At 64.3% G+C, this 16853-nt stretch carries 19 protein-coding genes; 8 read left to right on the top strand and 11 right to left on the bottom strand.

Annotation, left to right across the window (positions count from 1 at the left end; translation table 11 throughout):
- Positions 1–186 precede the first annotated feature (186 nt).
- The 4 genes from U1R88_RS20315 to speB form a co-directional block, all read right to left on the bottom strand.
- On the bottom strand, positions 187–1698 hold the full coding sequence (locus U1R88_RS20315; RefSeq protein WP_322432867.1) for a hypothetical protein: 1512 nt from the start codon (positions 1696–1698) through the stop codon (positions 187–189).
- A 78-nt stretch (positions 1699–1776) separates the two neighbouring features.
- Positions 1777–2412 carry a phosphoribosylglycinamide formyltransferase gene (gene purN, locus U1R88_RS20310; RefSeq protein WP_322432866.1) on the bottom strand — a complete coding sequence of 212 codons (636 nt, stop codon included), beginning with the start codon at positions 2410–2412 and terminating at the stop codon, positions 1777–1779.
- Positions 2409–3482 carry a phosphoribosylformylglycinamidine cyclo-ligase gene (gene purM / locus U1R88_RS20305; RefSeq protein WP_322432865.1) on the bottom strand — a complete coding sequence of 358 codons (1074 nt, stop codon included), beginning with the start codon at positions 3480–3482 and terminating at the stop codon, positions 2409–2411. Before purM ends, purN begins: the two co-directional genes overlap by 4 nt.
- A complete protein-coding gene (speB, locus tag U1R88_RS20300; RefSeq protein ID WP_322432864.1) occupies positions 3479–4462 on the bottom strand; it encodes an agmatinase in 984 nt (327 codons plus the stop codon). The genes purM and speB overlap by 4 nt, the downstream gene beginning before the upstream one ends.
- 291 nt (positions 4463–4753) lie before the next feature.
- Here speB and U1R88_RS20295 point away from each other — a divergent pair, with 291 nt between their 5' ends.
- Positions 4754–5272, top strand: a complete 519-nt coding sequence (locus U1R88_RS20295) for a PRC-barrel domain-containing protein (protein WP_322432863.1) — start codon at positions 4754–4756, stop codon at positions 5270–5272.
- Positions 5273–5454: 182 nt separating this feature from the next.
- Positions 5455–5853, top strand: coding sequence for a (R)-mandelonitrile lyase (locus U1R88_RS20290; RefSeq protein WP_322432862.1), 399 nt, complete (start codon positions 5455–5457; stop codon positions 5851–5853).
- An 11-nt stretch (positions 5854–5864) separates the two neighbouring features.
- Here the strand turns inward: U1R88_RS20290 and U1R88_RS20285 are convergent, their stop codons facing one another.
- Positions 5865–7010 carry an AAA family ATPase gene (locus tag U1R88_RS20285; protein WP_322432861.1) on the bottom strand — a complete coding sequence of 382 codons (1146 nt, stop codon included), beginning with the start codon at positions 7008–7010 and terminating at the stop codon, positions 5865–5867.
- Positions 7011–7098: 88 nt separating this feature from the next.
- On the opposite strand from U1R88_RS20285, the gene U1R88_RS20280 reads away from it, so the two are divergent.
- Complete coding sequence (locus U1R88_RS20280) at positions 7099–7275, top strand: hypothetical protein (protein WP_322432860.1); 177 nt, start codon at positions 7099–7101, stop codon at positions 7273–7275.
- Between the two features lie 287 nt (positions 7276–7562).
- Complete coding sequence (locus U1R88_RS20275; RefSeq protein ID WP_322432859.1) at positions 7563–8618, top strand: LacI family DNA-binding transcriptional regulator; 1056 nt, start codon at positions 7563–7565, stop codon at positions 8616–8618.
- Between the two features lie 54 nt (positions 8619–8672).
- Here U1R88_RS20275 and rpsI read toward each other — a convergent pair whose 3' ends face one another.
- The 4 genes from rpsI to U1R88_RS20255 form a co-directional block, all read right to left on the bottom strand.
- Positions 8673–9146, bottom strand: a complete 474-nt coding sequence (gene rpsI, locus U1R88_RS20270; RefSeq protein ID WP_068289830.1) for a 30S ribosomal protein S9 — start codon at positions 9144–9146, stop codon at positions 8673–8675.
- 4 nt (positions 9147–9150) lie between these two features.
- Positions 9151–9612: a 50S ribosomal protein L13 gene (gene rplM, locus U1R88_RS20265; protein WP_322432858.1), complete on the bottom strand. Its 462-nt coding sequence runs from the start codon at positions 9610–9612 to the stop codon at positions 9151–9153.
- Positions 9613–9820: 208 nt separating this feature from the next.
- On the bottom strand, positions 9821–10399 hold the full coding sequence (locus tag U1R88_RS20260; protein ID WP_322432857.1) for a nitroreductase family protein: 579 nt from the start codon (positions 10397–10399) through the stop codon (positions 9821–9823).
- Between the two features lie 291 nt (positions 10400–10690).
- On the bottom strand, positions 10691–11905 hold the full coding sequence (locus U1R88_RS20255; protein ID WP_322432856.1) for an MFS transporter: 1215 nt from the start codon (positions 11903–11905) through the stop codon (positions 10691–10693).
- Between the two features lie 108 nt (positions 11906–12013).
- Here U1R88_RS20255 and U1R88_RS20250 point away from each other — a divergent pair, with 108 nt between their 5' ends.
- From U1R88_RS20250 to U1R88_RS20235, 4 genes are all read left to right on the top strand, one after another.
- Positions 12014–12412, top strand: coding sequence for a helix-turn-helix transcriptional regulator (locus U1R88_RS20250; protein WP_322432855.1), 399 nt, complete (start codon positions 12014–12016; stop codon positions 12410–12412).
- A 31-nt stretch (positions 12413–12443) separates the two neighbouring features.
- Positions 12444–13361, top strand: a complete 918-nt coding sequence (locus U1R88_RS20245) for a hypothetical protein (protein WP_322432854.1) — start codon at positions 12444–12446, stop codon at positions 13359–13361.
- Between the two features lie 450 nt (positions 13362–13811).
- Positions 13812–14516: a L,D-transpeptidase gene (locus tag U1R88_RS20240; protein WP_322432853.1), complete on the top strand. Its 705-nt coding sequence runs from the start codon at positions 13812–13814 to the stop codon at positions 14514–14516.
- 113 nt (positions 14517–14629) lie between these two features.
- Entirely contained in the window at positions 14630–15106 is a 477-nt protein-coding gene (locus U1R88_RS20235) for a DUF2867 domain-containing protein (protein WP_322432852.1), read from the top strand.
- A gap of 16 nt (positions 15107–15122) precedes the next feature.
- On the opposite strand, the gene U1R88_RS20230 is transcribed toward U1R88_RS20235, so the two are convergent.
- Both U1R88_RS20230 and U1R88_RS20225 read right to left on the bottom strand, forming a co-directional pair.
- On the bottom strand, positions 15123–16019 hold the full coding sequence (locus tag U1R88_RS20230; protein ID WP_322432851.1) for a cation diffusion facilitator family transporter: 897 nt from the start codon (positions 16017–16019) through the stop codon (positions 15123–15125).
- A gap of 139 nt (positions 16020–16158) precedes the next feature.
- Positions 16159–16761 carry a class I SAM-dependent methyltransferase gene (locus U1R88_RS20225; protein ID WP_322432850.1) on the bottom strand — a complete coding sequence of 201 codons (603 nt, stop codon included), beginning with the start codon at positions 16759–16761 and terminating at the stop codon, positions 16159–16161.
- Positions 16762–16853 lie beyond the last annotated feature (92 nt).

Genomic DNA, 16853 nt, shown 5'->3' with positions numbered 1-16853 from the left:
AACCGCTAGAAATTATCTCGCCGTCGTAACTCTCGCTGCTACTGTCCTATGGATCAGATAAGTGTCCACAATTCCTAGAGCAAAGCGCGTTCACACGCGAACGCTTGTTTGCTCTAACTCTTTGTTCCGACGCGTCTTTGCGATTCTCGGTGATCCCGAGAAATCACAAAGCGCTTTAGGCTTGACTTAATCGGGCTGCGGCAGGCGGAAGACCTGGTCGTTGACCTTCACGCTATGGGTGACGATGTCATAGGAGACGTTCCAGACTAGCTGCCCGTTCCCCTCTTCCTTGGCGAGCCCCTTCACGAAGGAGAGGAAGAACACCGCCTTGCGCGCGTCCTCGGCATCGGCCTTGCTGAGGCCTTCGAGCACCGCATCGAAACCAGTGGCGGCGACTGCAAGGCTCGCCGTCGGCTCCGGATTGACAGCCGCGCTGCCGTCACCCTTGAGGGTATAGGCGGGAGCGGCGACGTTGAAATCAAGCTTGTAGTTGAGATCGCCGTCGAGCAGCCGGGTCATCAGCGCCACGGCCATCATCTTGCTGAAGGGCGGGTCCTGCGTGGCATCGAGGCCGCGGATCAGCACGTCCGCCATGCCGTCGAGACCGTTCAAGGACAGCTTGGTGGAATAGTTCGCCTCGGCCGGGATCAGCGAGCGAGCCCATTCGGGCACTATCACCTCTGGGATCACTAGACCGGAATAGTTCAGCGCATCGGAATAGTAGCCCTGCTTCACCAGCCCGGTGAGGCTATAGGCCTGGGTGGCCTTCGCCAGTTTGACCTGACCGAAAGGCAGGTTGACCCCGAGCCCCTCGATGCTCGAGGTGCTCGCAACCTCGCGCCAGAACGGCAATGCTGTCCGCAGCTTGGTCTTGAGTTCCTCCTGCGCCAGTACGATCTCCCCCTTGGAGGGATGGTCGCGCAGGAAGGCGACGAGATCGTAGATCGCGGCAAAGCGCATGCCGGTCGCCGAAAGCGTCTGCTGGCCGCTGGCCAGTTCGAACGCAACCGGGAATTGCCGATCCTTCTTGTCCTGGACCTTGCCCTTCAACCCCTCAAGCTTGCTGTCGAATTTGACGTCGACGCCATCGGCCTCGTCGGCCTTGCTGGTGGTCTGGAAACCGAACTTGCCGGTCGACAAATCGACATCGGCATCGTGATTGCGCACGGCCGCGGTGCTGCCATCGCAACCGGCCACCAGGGTCTCGAAGCTCATCAGCTTGGGAGCGAATACGCCTTGGCTGGCGCAGGCAGCGAAATTCAGGCTGCCGGTCTCCGTACTGCCCTCCCACTCCCTGCTCCAGGCCACAGCGATGGGAGCCGGGCCGCTCTTCACCGCCCATCTGCCGTCGGGCTGTGGCGTCAGCCTGACGATATAGGGATTGATACGGGCCACCTCGCCGACGCCCTTGCCCTTGTCCTTGTCCTTGTCCTTGTCGAGCTTGCTGCCGTCGAAGGAGAGGGTCACGTCATAGCCATCGTCCTTGGGGGCGATGGTGATGAAACCCTTCTCGAACGGCACGGGACCGATATAGGACTGGAATGTCTCAGTCAGCTTGCGCGCGCCTTCGGCGGTGGCCGGTTCGGCCAACGCCGGCGCAGCACCCGCGAGAGCCAGCATGACGGCACAGCACGCTGCGGCTGATGACAGAGCCGTTCCCTTCTTCATGCGAAGCGCGACACCGTTGATGATCGACATTCTGGTTCCTCGAAAATTCCATATGAAAAGGCTAAGCCCGTAACGCGCTTTAATAGGGCGCCAACGCGCCCGCCGATGTCACTCGCAGAACAGGAGATCGCCGGGCGCGATCTCGACGCGCTCGCCCATGACCGGTGCCTCGCCGCGCGCCACGCGGGCAAGAGCGGTTGGGTAGAGCCTGTGCTCGGCATAGAGCACGCGCGCTGCGAGATCCGAAGCCGTATCGCCCGGCAGTACGGGTACTGCTGCTTGCGCAATGATCGGCCCTTCATCCATGCCGGGCGTGACATAGTGGACGGTGCAGCCATGCAGGCGTACCCCCGCCTCGAGCGCGCGCTCATGGGTGGCGAGCCCCGGAAAGGCCGGCAGCAGGGCCGGATGGATGTTGATCATGCGCCCAGCCCAGCTCTGGACGAAAGGCGCCGTCATCAGGCGCATGAAGCCTGCCAGCACCACGAGATCGACGACATGCGCTTCCAGTCGCGCTTCCAGCGCCGCTTCGAAATCGGAACGGCTGGCAAAAGCCTTGTGGTCTATAGCCTCGGCGATGAGGCCGGCCTCGCGCGCCCGTGCCAGACCCGGCGCTTCCGGTCGATTGGAGATAACGGCAGCGATCTCAACCGGATAGGACGGATTCCTCGCAGCCTCGATGAGCGCAGCCATGTTGGAACCGCGCCCCGAGATCAGGATGGCAGCGCGCTTGCGTCCCTTCATAGCGTCAGCGTGCCGCGATAGACGACCCGCTCGGCACCTTCCTGCCTTGCCACCGTGCCCAGGCGAACCGGCGGCAGGCCGGCTTCAGCGAGAGCCGACTCCACCGCTGCCGCATCGGCGGCGGCCGTGACCACGATCATGCCGATGCCGCAATTGAAGGTGCGCAGCATCTCGTGGGCTTCGACGCCGCCCGTACGCGACAGCCAGCCGAAGACCGGCGGCGGCGTGAAGGAGGAGAGGTCGATGGACGCGGCGATACCATCCGGCAGCACGCGCGGAATATTGTCCGGGAAGCCGCCACCGGTGATGTGGGCGAGCGCCTTCACGGCAGAGCCCGTCGCCTTCAGCGCCGCCAGCAGCGGCTTGACATAGATGCGCGTCGGCGTCAGCAGCGCTTCGCCGAGAGTCTTGCCCTCGGCAAAGGGGGCGGGCGCGTCCCAGCCGAGACCGGAGAGCTCGACGATCTTGCGGATGAGCGAGTAGCCGTTGGAATGCGGTCCCGACGAAGCCAGCCCAAGGATGACGTCGCCTTCGGCCACGCTGCCGCGCGGCAGGATGGCATCGCGCTCCACGGCGCCGACCGCGAAGCCGGCAAGGTCATAGTCGCCATCGGCATACATGCCGGGCATCTCGGCGGTCTCGCCGCCGATCAGCGCGCAACCGGCATCCTTGCAGCCATCGGCGATGCCCTTGACGATGGCGACGCCCTGCCCCGGCGCGAGCTTGCCGGTGGCGAAGTAATCGAGGAAGAACAGCGGCTCGGCGCCCTGCACCACCAGGTCGTTCACCGACATCGCCACCAGGTCGATCCCGACCGTGTCATGAATGCCGGTCTCGATCGCCACTTTCAGCTTGGTGCCGACACCGTCATTGGCCGCAACCAGGACGGGATCCTTGAAGCCACAGGCCTTGAGGTCGAACAGGCCGCCGAAACCACCGATCTCGGCATCGGCGCCGACACGGCGGGTAGCCCGGACCAGGGGCTTGATGGCATCGACCATGGCGTTGCCGGCGTCGATATCGACACCGGCATCGGCGTAGGTCAGAGAGTTTTTACGATCTTTGTTCATGTCCCGGCTTTGCCCTGCTTCCGCTCAGCAATCAAGCCCAGATAATGCTGGACCACCGTTGCGCCCGCAATCGCGGTGATATCGGCGTGATCATAGGCGGGCGCGACCTCCACCAGGTCGCAGCCGACGATGTCGAGGAAGCCGAGCCGGCGCAGGATCATCAGGGCCTGGCGTGAGGATGGACCACCGGCGACCGGGGTGCCGGTACCGGGCGCATAGGCTGGATCCAGGCAGTCGATATCGAAGGTGATATAGGCCTTAGCATCGCCGACCCGCTGGCGGACGCGCTCGACCACCTCGGCGACGCTGAGTGTTTCCAGATCCTCGCCATAGAGGATCTCGATGCCGCAATCGTCCGGCGCATGGGTGCGGATGCCGATCTGGATGGAACGATCGGGCCGGATGATGCCCTCGCGCACGGCGCGCGCCACGAAGGAGCCGTGGTCGATGCGCCCCTCGTCGTCATACCAGGTGTCCTGGTGGGCGTCGAAATGCACCAGCGCCATCGGGCCATGCTTGGCGGCATGGGCCTTGAGCAACGGCCAGGTGACGTAGTGATCGCCGCCGATGGAGCACAGCATGGTGCCGGTGTCGATGATATCGCGCGCCTGCGCCTCGATGCAGGCCGGGATCTCGCCATGGCGCGCATAGTCGAAGGAGCAATCGCCATAATCGACCACGGCGAGGTTCTCGAACGGATCGGCGTGGAAAGGATATTGCGGGTCGCCGTCGAAGATCGCCGAGGCCCGCCGAACCCCTTGCGGTCCGAAGCGGGCGCCGGGCCGGTTGGAGACAGCCGCGTCGAAGGGAATGCCCCAGACGGCGACGTCGATACCGGTGAGGTCGCGCTGGAAACGCCGACGCATGAACGACAGGATGCCGCCATAGGTCGGCTCGGTGGCGCCACCGAGCACCTCCTTGCGGAAGACGGCATTATCGGTCGGGCGCGGACGAAGCGGATCGTCGGTCGGGCCAGCCATGGGAATCTCCTCCAAAGCGTCTTTCAGAAAAGCTGATGGACTTTTCGACTAAGAAAACGCGTCAAAACAAAGAGGTAGAGAGAAAGTACGATTCGAAGAAATCGCACTTTGCTCTGGCGCTGCTTCGCTTAACGAATGTCGCCCCTGGCTTTAAGGGCAATGCGTGACAAAGGGAATATGCCCGATGACGTCACTACGGCTCCGCATCGGGGCCGTCGAAGCAGCCCGATCGGAACATCGCATCGCCAGTGTGGTTCGGTGGAGTGGAACGGCTCATCAAAGGAGGTGTCCATGATCCCGAGAAAAGCCACTTACACTATCGCCTTCGTCACCTTGTTGGGGCTGCCCGCCACGGCTTTGGCGCAGCAGACCACCCCTGCCGCGACGGGCGCCGTTTCCTTCGTTACCAAGGCCGAGCCCGGCCAATATCGGGCCAGCCAGCTCGTCGGCGTGAAGATCTACAATGCCAAGGATGAGAATATCGGCAATGTCAACGACGTGCTGGTCGACAAGAAAGGCACAGTGGTCGGTGTCGTCATCGGCGTCGGCGGCTTCCTGGGCATCGGGGAAAAGAATGTCGCCCTGCCCTACACCGCCATAACCTGGTCCGACATGGCACCGGCCCCGGCCCAGCCCGGCGCGGGCGCTCCAGCACCTGCCGGCACCCCATCGGCAGCACCTAGTACCCCCGAGACCCAGCCCGTCAACCAGGTGCGGGATTATCCCGCCCGGGGCATGCTGGCGATGACCAAGGAGCAGCTTGAGGCGGCCCCAGCCTTCAAATACGCCTCGGAAGCGGTGACCCAATAGGTCGCTCGCATAGTGCTGGCCGAGATCGAGGTGATCGCCGGCTCGCTGGTTGATCCTGCAGCACCGTTCCAGGTCGGGCCCGCCTCTCGCCATTAGTGGCGGGAGGCGGGCTCGAATGGACTATCGCCATGCTGCCTTCGCCGCTAAGATCCGGCCTTCTCACATCGAGCGCGAGGATCGTCATGGAAATCAAACGGAGTGGCTCGCAGCCTTCCGGACGCGGGCCTGCGGACTGGTTCACGGGGACTGTTCGCATCGATCCGCTGTTCAGCGCACCTCAGCCGGCCCGCTCCGTCGGCGCCCGCGTCACCTTCGAACCCGGCGCCCGCACCGCCTGGCATACCCATCCCCTCGGCCAGACCCTGATCGTGACCGCCGGCTGCGGCCTGGTTCAGCGCGAGGGCGGCCCGATCGAGGAGATCAGGCCGGGCGACGTGGTCTGGTTCGCGCCCGGCGAGAAGCATTGGCACGGCGCCGCCAGCACCACGGCGATGACGCATATCGCCATCCAGGAGCAGCTGGACGGCAAGGCGGTCGACTGGCTCGAACAGGTCAGCGACGAACAATATGGTGCGCGCTGAGGCCCCCGCCCTCATTCATCCTCGCCGAAATCGCCCGACAGCCGTAGGCCTTCGAGCCAGGTCTCGCCATCGCGCTTGATCACGCGGTGCGGTGGCATGCCGGAAAGGTCTTCGATGGCATCCGCCAGGACCTGTGAATGGGTCACCAGCCAGATCTGGGCCCTCTGCGAGGCGCGCACGATCATGCCGGCGAGCGGAACCAGGAGATCGGGGTGCAGGCTGGCTTCCGGCTCATTCAGGGCAATGAAGGGCGGCAGGCGGGCCGACAGCAGCGCCCCCGCTAGCGCGAGATAGCGCAGCGTGCCGTCGGAGAGTTCGCTCGCCTCGTAAACGCGCTTGGGATTATCGGGGAATACCATGCCGAAAGAGGCCATGCGATCGGGCATCGGCACCACCAGCTGCGCGCCGGGAAAGGCCTCGCCGATACAGGTCTGCAGGGCTTCGGCATCCGCTCGGATATGGACGAGCGTGGCAAACACGGCCGCCAGATCATGGCCGTCGGAGGCCAGGGTTGGCGTCGTGACCGCATAGCAGGGCCGACGAAGCGCGGAATCGCGGTCCGTGCGCAGCCCGTGATAGAAACGCCATTCCAGGAGAGCGCGGCGCACGGCGGCGATGTCGGCGAGGCGATCGGCGTCGTGCAGCGTCGCCAACGCCGTCTCGGAGGCAAGCAAGGGAACGCCGAAGGGGCGCCGCTTGCCGTCCTGGCCAGCAATGGTAACCACCGGTCCCTTGCGCTCCAGCACCGTCTGCTCGCGCCCGCGATGGCTGAATTTGAGGGTCTCGACCTTGACCTGGGGCTCACCGAGAAAGCCAGTGCCGAGAATGACGCCGCCGGATTGCTGCACCAGCCCTGCCTCGATCCGGTAGCGATAGCGGGCGCTCTCGCTGCTCAAGCCGACGTCGAGGTGAATGCGGACAGGTTCGTTCCTCGGGCGCGTACCGGCCCATAGCGCAGCGGCCAATCCCCCCTCCCGTGCCAGCTCATGGGCGAAGCTGCCCTGTGCCGCCGCCTGGATCAGTTGCAGCGCCCGGTAGAGATTGGTCTTGCCGGTGCCGTTGGCGCCGACAAACACGCTGAGATCACCGACCTCGAAATGGATGGAGCGCAGGGAGCGATACCCCTTGAACCAGATATCGCTGACGCTGACGGACATGGCACCGCTCCGATTCGATCGAAGCCGACCTTGCCCCAGGCCGATGGGCGCCGCAAACGCCCGGCATGACAGCCGCGGCGATCGCGCGATGACGACAGCGATCCTATCGCCCCTTCATGACCGTTTCCCACGCCCGCCCCGCCCGGAGGGCCTGGGTGCGCGCCAATTGCTGATGGCCGTCGCCAGGGTGCTGTACCAGGCCCGTCGCGTCTGTGCCGGCGCATCCGGTTCCGGCATCACCGGCCGTTCCCAGCGACGCCGATAGGCCGTCTTGAAAAAATAGCTCGAGGGAATCATGACGGTACGCCTCTTTAATTTATTGAATCGATTCAATAAATTATCCAAAACTTACCGCAAGTTACGGGAAACAGGTGGCTTTGCATTTTATTGAATCGATTCAATCGATAACTCGAAAATGAACTCCGGTCAAGCAAAATTGAATCGATCCAATCGCATGTTAGAGTGATGTGTCTGCTGGCGCGTCTCGTGCCGGCTGCAATCGCGGCACCGCCGCTTTCGCCTCGCCGCGTGCAGGCACGATGGGAGATGCCTTTGGACAAAGTCATACGGCTTGCCGACGTGGCGAAGGCGGCAGGCGTGTCGCAGGGCACCGCCTCCAACGTCTTCAATCGCCCACGCCTGGTGCGACCGGAAGTCCGCGAGCGCGTCGAGGCGGTCGCCGCATCCCTCGGCTATCGCGGACCCGATCCGAAGGGACGCCTGCTGCGTGCCGGCAAGGTCAACGCGCTCGGCATCGTCACCGCCGAACCCCTCTCCTATTTCTTCGAGGATCCGTTCGCCCGCCTGATGATGGCGGCGATTTCCAAGGCCTGCGACGAAAGGGGTGCCGGCATCGCCCTGGTCTCGGCCATGAATGAGCAGAAACTCGCCTGGAACGTGCAGAGCGCCCTGGTGGATGGCTTCATCCTGTTCTGCATCGACGAGGGGCCGCGGCTGGTCGAGCTGACGCGCGAGCGCCAGCTGCCTTTCGTAGCCCTGCATCTGGGCACGCGCGACGAGAACATCGCGGCCATCGGCGTCGACAATTTTGCCGGAGCCAAGGCAGCAGCCGACCACCTGGCCGGCCTCGGCCATCGGCGCTTCGCCATCCTGTCCATGCCCTTTGCAGACGAGCGCACCGGTCCTGCCACCATGCGGGAAGTCGACGCCGCGATCTATTCGAGTTCGCGCGACCGGGTGCTCGGCTATTTCGCCGCCCTTGCCGAGCATGACATCGATACCGCCGGCGTGCCGATCTTCGAAACGCAGAACGAGGAGGCGGACGTCCTCGATGCGATGGCCCAGCTCTTTGAAACCCCTGCGCCGCCGACCGCTCTCCTGGCCATGTCGGACCGCATCGCCTTCGCCGCCCTCGAATGGCTGCAGCAGCAAGGCCTGTCGGTACCGCAGGACGTTTCGGTCATCGGTTTCGACGGCGTGCCGGAAAGCGCCTTCTCCGAACCGCCGCTCACCACCATCGCCCAGCCGATCGCGGCGATGGGCCAGCGCGCCGTCGAGATAATTCTCGACACGCCCGAAGAAACCGGTCGGCAGCAATTTTCGACGGAACTGGTGGTCCGCGGGTCGACGGCTCCGCCCAAGCCTTGAACAGGCAACAAAAAACCCCGCCGAAGCGGGGTTTCGAAAGTGCTGTCCGGAAGCTTAGCGCTTCGAGAACTGGAAGGAGCGGCGAGCCTTGGCGCGGCCGTACTTCTTGCGCTCGACCACGCGGCTGTCGCGGGTGAGGAAGCCTTCCTTCTTCAGAGCCGAACGCAGTTCGGGCTCGTAATAGGTCAGGGCCTTGGAGACGCCGTGGCGCACGGCACCGGCCTGGCCCGACAGACCGCCACCGGCAACGGTGATGTTGATGTCGTACTGGTCCGTGCGGTTGGCAACGGTCAGCGGCTGCTGGATCAGCAGGCGCAGCACCGGGCGGGCGAAGTAGACGGCCAGTTCACGGCCGTTGACCGTGACCTTGCCGGCACCCGGCTTGATCCAGACGCGGGCAATGGCGTTCTTGCGCTTGCCGGTGGCATAGGCGCGGCCATGGGCGTCCAGCTTCTGGACATGCTTGGGCGCTTCGGCAGCGGCAGCAGCCTCGCCGAGAGCCTGCAGCGAATTGAGCGTATCGGCCATCGGATCAGCCCTTCACATTCTTGGCGTTCATGCCGCCGACATCGAGCGCTTCGGGCTGCTGAGCCTCGTGCGGATGCTCGGTACCCTTGTAGACGCGCAGGTTGAGCATCTGCTTGCGGCCGAGCGGGCCGCGCGGGATCATGCGTTCCACGGCCTTCTCGACGATGCGCTCGGGGAACTTGCCTTCCAGGATGAACCTGGCGCTGCGCTCCTTGATGCCGCCCGGATGGCCGGTGTGATGATAATAGACCTTCTGATTGTACTTGCGGCCGGTGAACACCACCTGCTCCGCATTGATGACAATCACGTTGTCGCCGCAATCGAGATGGGGCGTGTAAGTCGGCTTGTGCTTGCCGCGCAGGCGCATGGCAATCACGGAAGCCAGACGACCGACAACCAGACCCTTGGCGTCGATGATGACCCACTTCTTCTCGATATCGGCGGTCTTGAGCGTAAAGGTGGACATGGTGTCGCCTATGGTTGCGCTGTCGATCCGACGGTTGAAAACGACAAGGCGGCATAGTGGCTTGCAAATGCAAACCACGTCTCCAAAACGGAAACTGGGGCCGCCGAGTTGGGGAGCTTCTACACGAGAGCCGGATGAAGGTCAACGCGATATTTCAAGCAAGCTCTTGAATTTTCCCTTCAAAAACAATTGCTTACTCATACGGTAATTAATTACCTGCGTTTTGCCCGTAGTAACTGACGAGATCTTCGAGTTTGGGGCGCGGCCGGTCGGGCACGGCTTCCTTCGGCGTGCCGATATGCACGAAACCGGCGAGCTTTTCATGCGAGCCGATGCCGAGCTTGGCGAGCACCCGCTCGTCATAGGCCATCCAGCCGGTGAGCCAGCTCGCGCCGAAGCCCAGCGCATGGGCGGCGATCACGAGATTCTCGCAGACCGCTCCCGCCGACAATTCCTGCTCCCAGAGCGGGATCTTCACATGGTTGGCGGCGGTCGAGACCACGCCGATCACCAGCGGTGCCAGGGTAAAGCGCGTCGATTCCTTCTTGCGGGCCGCTTCCTCCGCATCCGGGCATGCTGCCATGAAGGCATCGTAGACGACCTGCCCGGCCTTCTCGCGCGCAGCGCCCTGATAGATCACGAAGCGCCAGGGATGAAGCTTGCCGTGGTCCGGCACGCGCGTGGCGATGGCAAGCAGCGTCTCGAGCTGGGCGGCGTCCGGTCCCGGCGCCGACAACATGGCGGGGGGCACAGAGCGGCGGGTCTTCAGAAGCTCGATGGCATCCATGGCGTACATTCCCATTGCATTGCGATCCAGCGCCTGCGCCGAAAATCGCAAAGCCGCGTCCAGGCGCGGCGTTGGAGCGAGGCGGCGTTTTGATCGAACGCGCCTTGCCCGAGGAGACGAACGCTCACATAAGCCCTGCGGCAGGCCTTGGGTAGGACCTCCGGCGCGATAAGCCCGAGTCCTCCCCATCTTTACGGCCGGACGGTTGCGGGATGCGGTTAGGCAATCGCGCCTATCTGTCTGATAAGAAGGAGATTGTCGTGCCTTCCCGTTCATCGGGTTGCGGCAGGGTCATTCCGCCGCATCCTGGCGGGGAATGGCGCCGGTCTCCGCTCCCGCCGGCATCTCTCGCGCCGGGCGATAGGGTGTCGCCAGCAGGAAGGCAAGCGCCAGCACCTCGGTGCCCGCTCCCACCCAGCCGATGGCCTGGATCGAATAGCGCTCGACCACCACGGCACCGACAGCCGCCCCGGCCGCGGTGCCGAGATAGATGGCCGAGGCGTTCAGGGCGAGCACGACCGAGGCCAGGCGCTGGTCGATGGCAAGCAGGCGCACCTGCTGCACGGCCGGGAAAGCCCAGCCGAAAAGCCCCCACAGGATCAGCACCAACCCTGCGCCGATCCAGCCGGCCAGCCCCGGCAGGAAGGTCGGGATCAGCGGCAGGATGCCGAAACTCACGACCAGCACCGTGAGGACGAGGGTGAGAAAACGCCGGTGGTTCCAGCGGTCGGCCGCATGGCCGCCCAATGTATTGCCGGCGGCCCCCGCCAAGCCTGCAAGGATGAGGAAACCGGCAACCGCCTCGGGCGAGGCACCCAGCACGGTCTCGAGATAGGCTCCGATGAAGGTGTAGACGCCGAAGGCACCGGCCAGGACGACGACCGTCAGGCCGATGACTTCGAGCACGTCGGAACGGCGGGCCACGGCCAGGCGGTCGGCGAGGCTTGGCGCCGGCGGCCCCGACACCGCCGGCAGCTTCAGGACGATGCCGGCCAGCACCAGCAGGCTCATGGCGGCGACCATGCCGAACGTCGCCCGCCAGCCCAGATGCGCCGCGATGGCGGTGCCCAAGGGCACGCCGATCACCAGCGCCACAGTCATGCCGGTATAGATGAAGGACAGGGCCCGCCCGCGCTTGGCCGGCTCGACCGACATCGCTCCATAGGCAAAGGCGGCCGGCATGAAGGTCCCGGCCGACAGGGCCAGGACGACGCGGCTCGCCGCCAAGGTGAGAAAGCCGGTGGCGAAGGCCGCTGCCAGATTGGCGAGGCCGAAAACGGCCATCGCCGTGATCAGCAGGGTACGTCTCTCCCAACGTGCCGTCGCCACTGCGATCAGGGGCGAACCAACCGCGTAAGCGAGCGCAAAAATGGTGACGAGGTGACCGGCATGGGCGACCGGAATGCCGAGGTCCTCGGCGATGCGCGGCAGGATGCCGGCAATCATCAAGCCTTCGCTGCCGATGGCGAAGGCGCCCAATGCGAGCCAGGCCAGGGTTCGATACATGGCGAGTCCATAAGTTCAATAATTATTGAACTTATGGACTCTTCCCTCTCCCTGTCAATGAGTTCAATGACTCTTGAACCAATGGCATTCAGTCGATATGTCCCTGTCATGGCCAAGACGATCTTTCATCCGGAGACCGACCAGATCGAGTTGACGACGGTCCTCGAAGCACTCAGCGATCCCATTCGCCGCGACATCATTCTCGGCCTCTTCGAGGATGGCGAGCAGAATTGCTCCGCCTTCAATGGCCTGAGTTCCAAGACCAATCTGACCTATCACTATGTCCGGCTGCGCGAAGCCGGCCTGACGCGCACGCGCCCCATGGGCACGCATCGCCTGATCACATTGCGCGCCGACGATATCGAATCGCGCTTCCCCGGCCTGCTCGCCGCGATCCTGGCTGCCGCCCGGGCGGAGCGCCTACAGCGCCAGGCCGAGGACTTGTGCGACGCCTTATCCTCCGCCAAGGCAGCCGGCGACCAACCCCATCGTGAAGATGGGGCTTGAAATCGCCGCCTTTCCGTGAATCGTGGCGGCCATGATTGCCAAGACTTCAATCTTCAAGATTCCGGTCCTCCTGCTGGCGGGCGCCCTGATGGCCCTGCCCGCGGCCGCGCAGACGCCGCCGGGTCCTGCAGCCGTCCCCGCAGCAGCGCCGCAGGCACCTGCCCAGGCGGCGCCCCCGGCTGCGGTCGAGGAACCGGCCGTCACGCGCAAGGTCGAACTCTCCGCCAGTTTCGCCGAAAAAGGCGAGCCGATCACCTCGGGTCTGAAATGGCGGGTGTTCCGCCTCGGCAAGGGCGAGGCGGATGCGGTGAAGATGGCCGAATCCGACGAACCGGCTCCGGAATTCTCGTTGGCACCCGGGCGTTATGTCGTGCACGCCGCCTATGGACTCGCTGCTGCGACCAAGGAGTTCGAGGTCGACAAGGCACCCGTGCGGCAGGGGCTGGTGATCAAGGCCGGTGGCCTGCAGGTCGAGGCCTCGGTGCTCGACAAGCCCATCCCGGCCGAGCAATTGACTGCACGCGTCATGGTGATCCAGCCCACCGGCGAGCGCCGCCTCATCGCCGAGGGTGTGCCTGCCACCAGCATTCTGCGCCTGCCCGAAGGCCGCTATTTCGTCGAATGCACCTATGGCGATTCCAATGCCACCGTCTCCGCCGAAATCTCCATCGGCGCCGGCAAATTGACGGAGGCCAACTTCCACCAGATGGCGGCCACCCTGACGCTCAAACTGGTGAGCCAGGCCGGCGGGGAGGCGATCGCCAACACGGCCTGGTCGGTGCTGACGCCGGGCGGCGACGTCATCCGCGAATCCATCGGCGCCTTTCCCTCCCTGATCCTGGCCGAGGGCAATTATACCGTGGTGGCTCGCCACGAAGGCCGGGTCTATACGCGCGAGTTCGACGTCAAGGCCGGCCATGACGGCGATGTCGAGGTGATCGCGCGCTGAGGGCGCGGCGCGAGATAATCGAACCGAATTGCTCGACTTTTGTCATTGCCGGGCTTGCCCCGGCAACCCAGCCCCTTGCGGATAAGGAAGAGAGCGGGGCCATTGGAGGCCCGGATCACGCCCGGCATGACAAAGGTCGTGTCTTCATTGCCTCGCGTCGCCCCCTAAGAAACCGTTCAAGAATAAGCGCACCATCATCCCCGGCGCCGCCGCTGGCGGCGGAAGGGAATCCAGGGGCCGAACAAGCGGAACACCAGCTGCCGGGCGCGATTCTGTTGCCATTCGATCACAGTTGCGTGCGCTTTTGCCGATCACGCCGTTGTGTCTCGCTTCAATGCGCAATCCTGCCGCAATGCGCCTCTATCGCCCCAATTCATTGGAGCAACCGCTCCTCAGATTTGTCGGCTGATAGTTGCCACTGAAACATGGTACTGGATATTCGGGGTTGAAATGATACTGACGCGACGCATACTTCTTCTGGGTGCACCGCTTTTTCTTGCCAGTTGTGCAACGGGAGGCGGCCGAAGAAATGCCAATTTGCAGCAGGCGGCCTTTACACCTGACCCCTACTATGTCTCCCTCTACGGCGGCATCGAGGATGATCGCTTTCCCGTCCAAGCCGTGAACCTCGCCAAGGTACCGCCGAAATATTGGCGCCGCGAGGTTCCCTACGAGACCGCGGAGCAGCCCGGCACCATCGTCGTCGATCCCAACCAGCGCTTCCTCTATCTCGTCCAAGAAAATGGCAGGGCGATCCGCTACGGCGTCGGCGTCGGCAAGACCGAGGCGTTCAATTTCCAGGGCGAGGCCACCATCGCCCGCAAGGCCGAATGGCCGCGCTGGACCCCGACGCCCGACATGATCCGCCGCGATCCGGAACTGAACGAGCCCTATCGCAACGGCATGCCCGGCGGCGTCGACAACCCGCTCGGCGCGCGCGCGCTCTATCTCTACCGCGACGGCCGGGACACGCTCTATCGCCTGCATGGCACCACCAATCCGGCGACCATCGGCACCAAAGTGTCCTCGGGCTGCGTCCGCCTGATGAACCAGGACATCATCGACCTCTATAACCGTGTGCCCACGGGCACCAAGGTCATCGTGCTGCCCTCCGCGCCCGCGCCGGAGGAAGCCCCGCTGCCTGACATGGTCTGAGCCTTACGGGCGCGTGCGACATCGCAGCACGCGCCCCTCGTCCTCGGCGGCTCTATACTCCGCGGCATCGCTCCATTCTGCCGAGACCTCGGAGCGCGTGGAGCACCGTTTCCATGAACACCGTCGCCGTCGCGCCCGACACCGGTCTTGCCAGCCTTCTTCCCGGCGCCCAGTTCGCCGACGCCTATGCGCTGGACATGGCTCCCCCAAAACTCGACGCAAGACGGGCGGCCGAACGCATCATGGCCCGCTCGCCACGCTGGATCGCCACGCTTCTGGCTCTGAGGAACCTCGCCGTCGCCCCCTTCGGCCTGCATACCCGGCCGCCCTCCTCACCGGCGGGCCTGGGCGTCCTCGGCATCTTTCCCGTCCTCAGCCAGACGCCGGATCGGCTGGTCGCCGGCTTCGACGACAGCCATCTCGACTTTCGCATCGTCGTCGACATATCGCGGCGCCGCGAGCGCCAGCGCATCACGCTGACCACGCTGGTCCTTACCCACAACCGTCTCGGCCAGGCCTATCTCGCCACCGTACTGCCTTTTCACCGCGTGATCGTGCGCGCCATGCTGCGGCAGGTGCGCGAAGCCTGATCGCGGATCGCTTTCCTCAGGAGGCCAGCAGGACGGGCACGCCCTTATGCTTGGCCTTCTCCTCGGGCTCGACATGGATGGTCACCCGCGCGCCCTCGATCGCCTGGCGGAGCGCCAGTTCGATGCGGTCGCAGATGGCATGCGATTCGGTCACCGACATCGTGCCCTGCACCACCAGGTGGAAATCGATGAAGACGACGCTGCCGACCTGACGGGTCCTGACATCGTGCGCCTCCTGGGCGCCCTCGCTGTGGGTGGCGATGATCTTGGCGATCTGGTCGAGGATTTCCGGCGGCGCGGAGGCATCCATCAGGCTGGAGACGGAATCGCGGATCATCACCCAGCCCGACCACAGAATGTTGACGGCGACGATCGCCGCCAGGATCGGGTCCAGGATCAGCCAGCCCGTCACGGCCACGAGGGCAACACCGATCAGGACGCCGCCGGACGACCAGACATCCGTCATCACATGCCGACCGTCGGCCGCGAGGGCCGGCGAGCGCCAAGCCCGGCCCCAGCGCAGCAGCGTCAAGGCCCAGCCGAGATTGATCGCCGTCGCCACGGCATTCACCGCCAAGCCCAGCGCAGGCGCATCCAGCGGCCTCGGTGCGAGAATGCCGTCATAGGCCTTGACCAAGATGAGGATCGCCGCCAGCACGATCATCACGCCCTCGATCACGGCGGAGAAATATTCGGCCTTGTGATGGCCATAGGGATGGCCGCCATCGGCAGGCTTGGAGGCTACCCGCAGGGCGATGAAGGCGGCGCCCGCCGCAACCACGTTGATGATGCTCTCCAGCGCATCCGAATAGAGCGCGAGCGAGCCCGTCAGCCAATAGGCACCGAATTTGAGCGCAAGGACGACGAGGCCGACGCCGGCGCTGGCAAGGGCGGCTTTCTGGGCGCGATTCATGATGGTTCCTGGTTCATGCGCAGCACCTCCGCAAAGGCCTGTGCCGATGCGAGGTCCCTACTCCCGGAAACTGCCGTAAGGCCAGAGCAAGTAGTATAGCCTCGGCTATCGGTGCCTCATGCTCTGCGTCGGCGCCATCTCAGCGTCCAGCCTTGCGGGCCAGGACGAAGAGCCAGTCGGTCGGCTTGTTGTCATAGCCGCCGCCCTTGGCGGCCTCGATCGAGATGCTCTCCCAGGGGCCGGGCCGATAGGCCTGCCCGAGCCAGTCGGCCGAAGGATAATTGTAATAGCGGCCGAACTGGTCCCTTCCCTCGGCCTCGCCGGCCTTGAAGCTGGCGTGGAAGACGCCGCAGGGCTTCAAGGCTCGATGGATCCTGGCGATGATTGCGGACAGCTCAGTGCGCGGCACATGGAGCAGGCAGGCATTGGCCCAGACGCCGTCATAGATCTCGACGGCCTCGATCGCCTCGAACAGCAGCACGTCGACCGGCCGGCCGAGGCGCTGGGCGGCGGCATGCGCAATTTCCGGCGTGCCGTCAGTCGGCGTGACGTCGAAGCCGCCTGCCAGCATGTATTCGCTGTCCTGCCCAGCACCACAACCAAGTTCCAGGATGGCTCCGCCCGGAACGACATGGGACAGAAACTGATCGAGGCGCCGTTTCTGCGCCACTTGTCCCCGCTTGGTGTAGGCGCCCGCCTGTTCAGCATAGAAAGCAATCGTCACATCATCTTTGGCAGACATTTGCGTTTCCTGTTTCACTTCCAGGGCTCGGGCGCGATAACGCCAATGTTTCGGCCTTTCCGCCGAATCAGGTCTCTCGCGATATTTCACAA

The sequence above is a fragment of the Labrys sedimenti genome, from assembly GCF_034424805.1.
Taxonomy (GTDB): Bacteria; Pseudomonadota; Alphaproteobacteria; order Rhizobiales; family Labraceae; genus Labrys; species Labrys sedimenti.
The sequence above is the reverse complement of the archived record's forward strand: the minus strand, read 5'-3'. Positions and strand labels throughout refer to the sequence as shown.

Excerpts from the sequence above, each read along its gene's own strand:
- U1R88_RS20285 (WP_322432861.1), bottom strand. The coding sequence starts at position 7,010 with ATGTCCGTCAGCGTCAGCGATATCTGGTTCAAGGGGTATCGCTCCCTG.
- U1R88_RS20240 (WP_322432853.1), top strand. The coding sequence starts at position 13,812 with ATGATACTGACGCGACGCATACTTCTTCTGGGTGCACCGCTTTTTCTT.
- U1R88_RS20295 (WP_322432863.1), top strand. The coding sequence starts at position 4,754 with ATGATCCCGAGAAAAGCCACTTACACTATCGCCTTCGTCACCTTGTTG.
- U1R88_RS20280 (WP_322432860.1), top strand. The coding sequence starts at position 7,099 with ATGACGACAGCGATCCTATCGCCCCTTCATGACCGTTTCCCACGCCCG.
- U1R88_RS20230 (WP_322432851.1), bottom strand. The coding sequence starts at position 16,019 with ATGAATCGCGCCCAGAAAGCCGCCCTTGCCAGCGCCGGCGTCGGCCTC.
- U1R88_RS20290 (WP_322432862.1), top strand. The coding sequence starts at position 5,455 with ATGGAAATCAAACGGAGTGGCTCGCAGCCTTCCGGACGCGGGCCTGCG.
- rplM (WP_322432858.1), bottom strand. The coding sequence starts at position 9,612 with ATGTCCACCTTTACGCTCAAGACCGCCGATATCGAGAAGAAGTGGGTC.
- purN (WP_322432866.1), bottom strand. The coding sequence starts at position 2,412 with ATGAAGGGACGCAAGCGCGCTGCCATCCTGATCTCGGGGCGCGGTTCC.
- purM (WP_322432865.1), bottom strand. The coding sequence starts at position 3,482 with ATGAACAAAGATCGTAAAAACTCTCTGACCTACGCCGATGCCGGTGTC.
- U1R88_RS20245 (WP_322432854.1), top strand. The coding sequence starts at position 12,444 with ATGATTGCCAAGACTTCAATCTTCAAGATTCCGGTCCTCCTGCTGGCG.
- U1R88_RS20235 (WP_322432852.1), top strand. The coding sequence starts at position 14,630 with ATGAACACCGTCGCCGTCGCGCCCGACACCGGTCTTGCCAGCCTTCTT.
- U1R88_RS20250 (WP_322432855.1), top strand. The coding sequence starts at position 12,014 with ATGGCCAAGACGATCTTTCATCCGGAGACCGACCAGATCGAGTTGACG.
- U1R88_RS20255 (WP_322432856.1), bottom strand. The coding sequence starts at position 11,905 with ATGTATCGAACCCTGGCCTGGCTCGCATTGGGCGCCTTCGCCATCGGC.
- speB (WP_322432864.1), bottom strand. The coding sequence starts at position 4,462 with ATGGCTGGCCCGACCGACGATCCGCTTCGTCCGCGCCCGACCGATAAT.
- U1R88_RS20315 (WP_322432867.1), bottom strand. The coding sequence starts at position 1,698 with ATGTCGATCATCAACGGTGTCGCGCTTCGCATGAAGAAGGGAACGGCT.
- rpsI (WP_068289830.1), bottom strand. The coding sequence starts at position 9,146 with ATGGCCGATACGCTCAATTCGCTGCAGGCTCTCGGCGAGGCTGCTGCC.
- U1R88_RS20260 (WP_322432857.1), bottom strand. The coding sequence starts at position 10,399 with ATGGATGCCATCGAGCTTCTGAAGACCCGCCGCTCTGTGCCCCCCGCC.
- U1R88_RS20225 (WP_322432850.1), bottom strand. The coding sequence starts at position 16,761 with ATGTCTGCCAAAGATGATGTGACGATTGCTTTCTATGCTGAACAGGCG.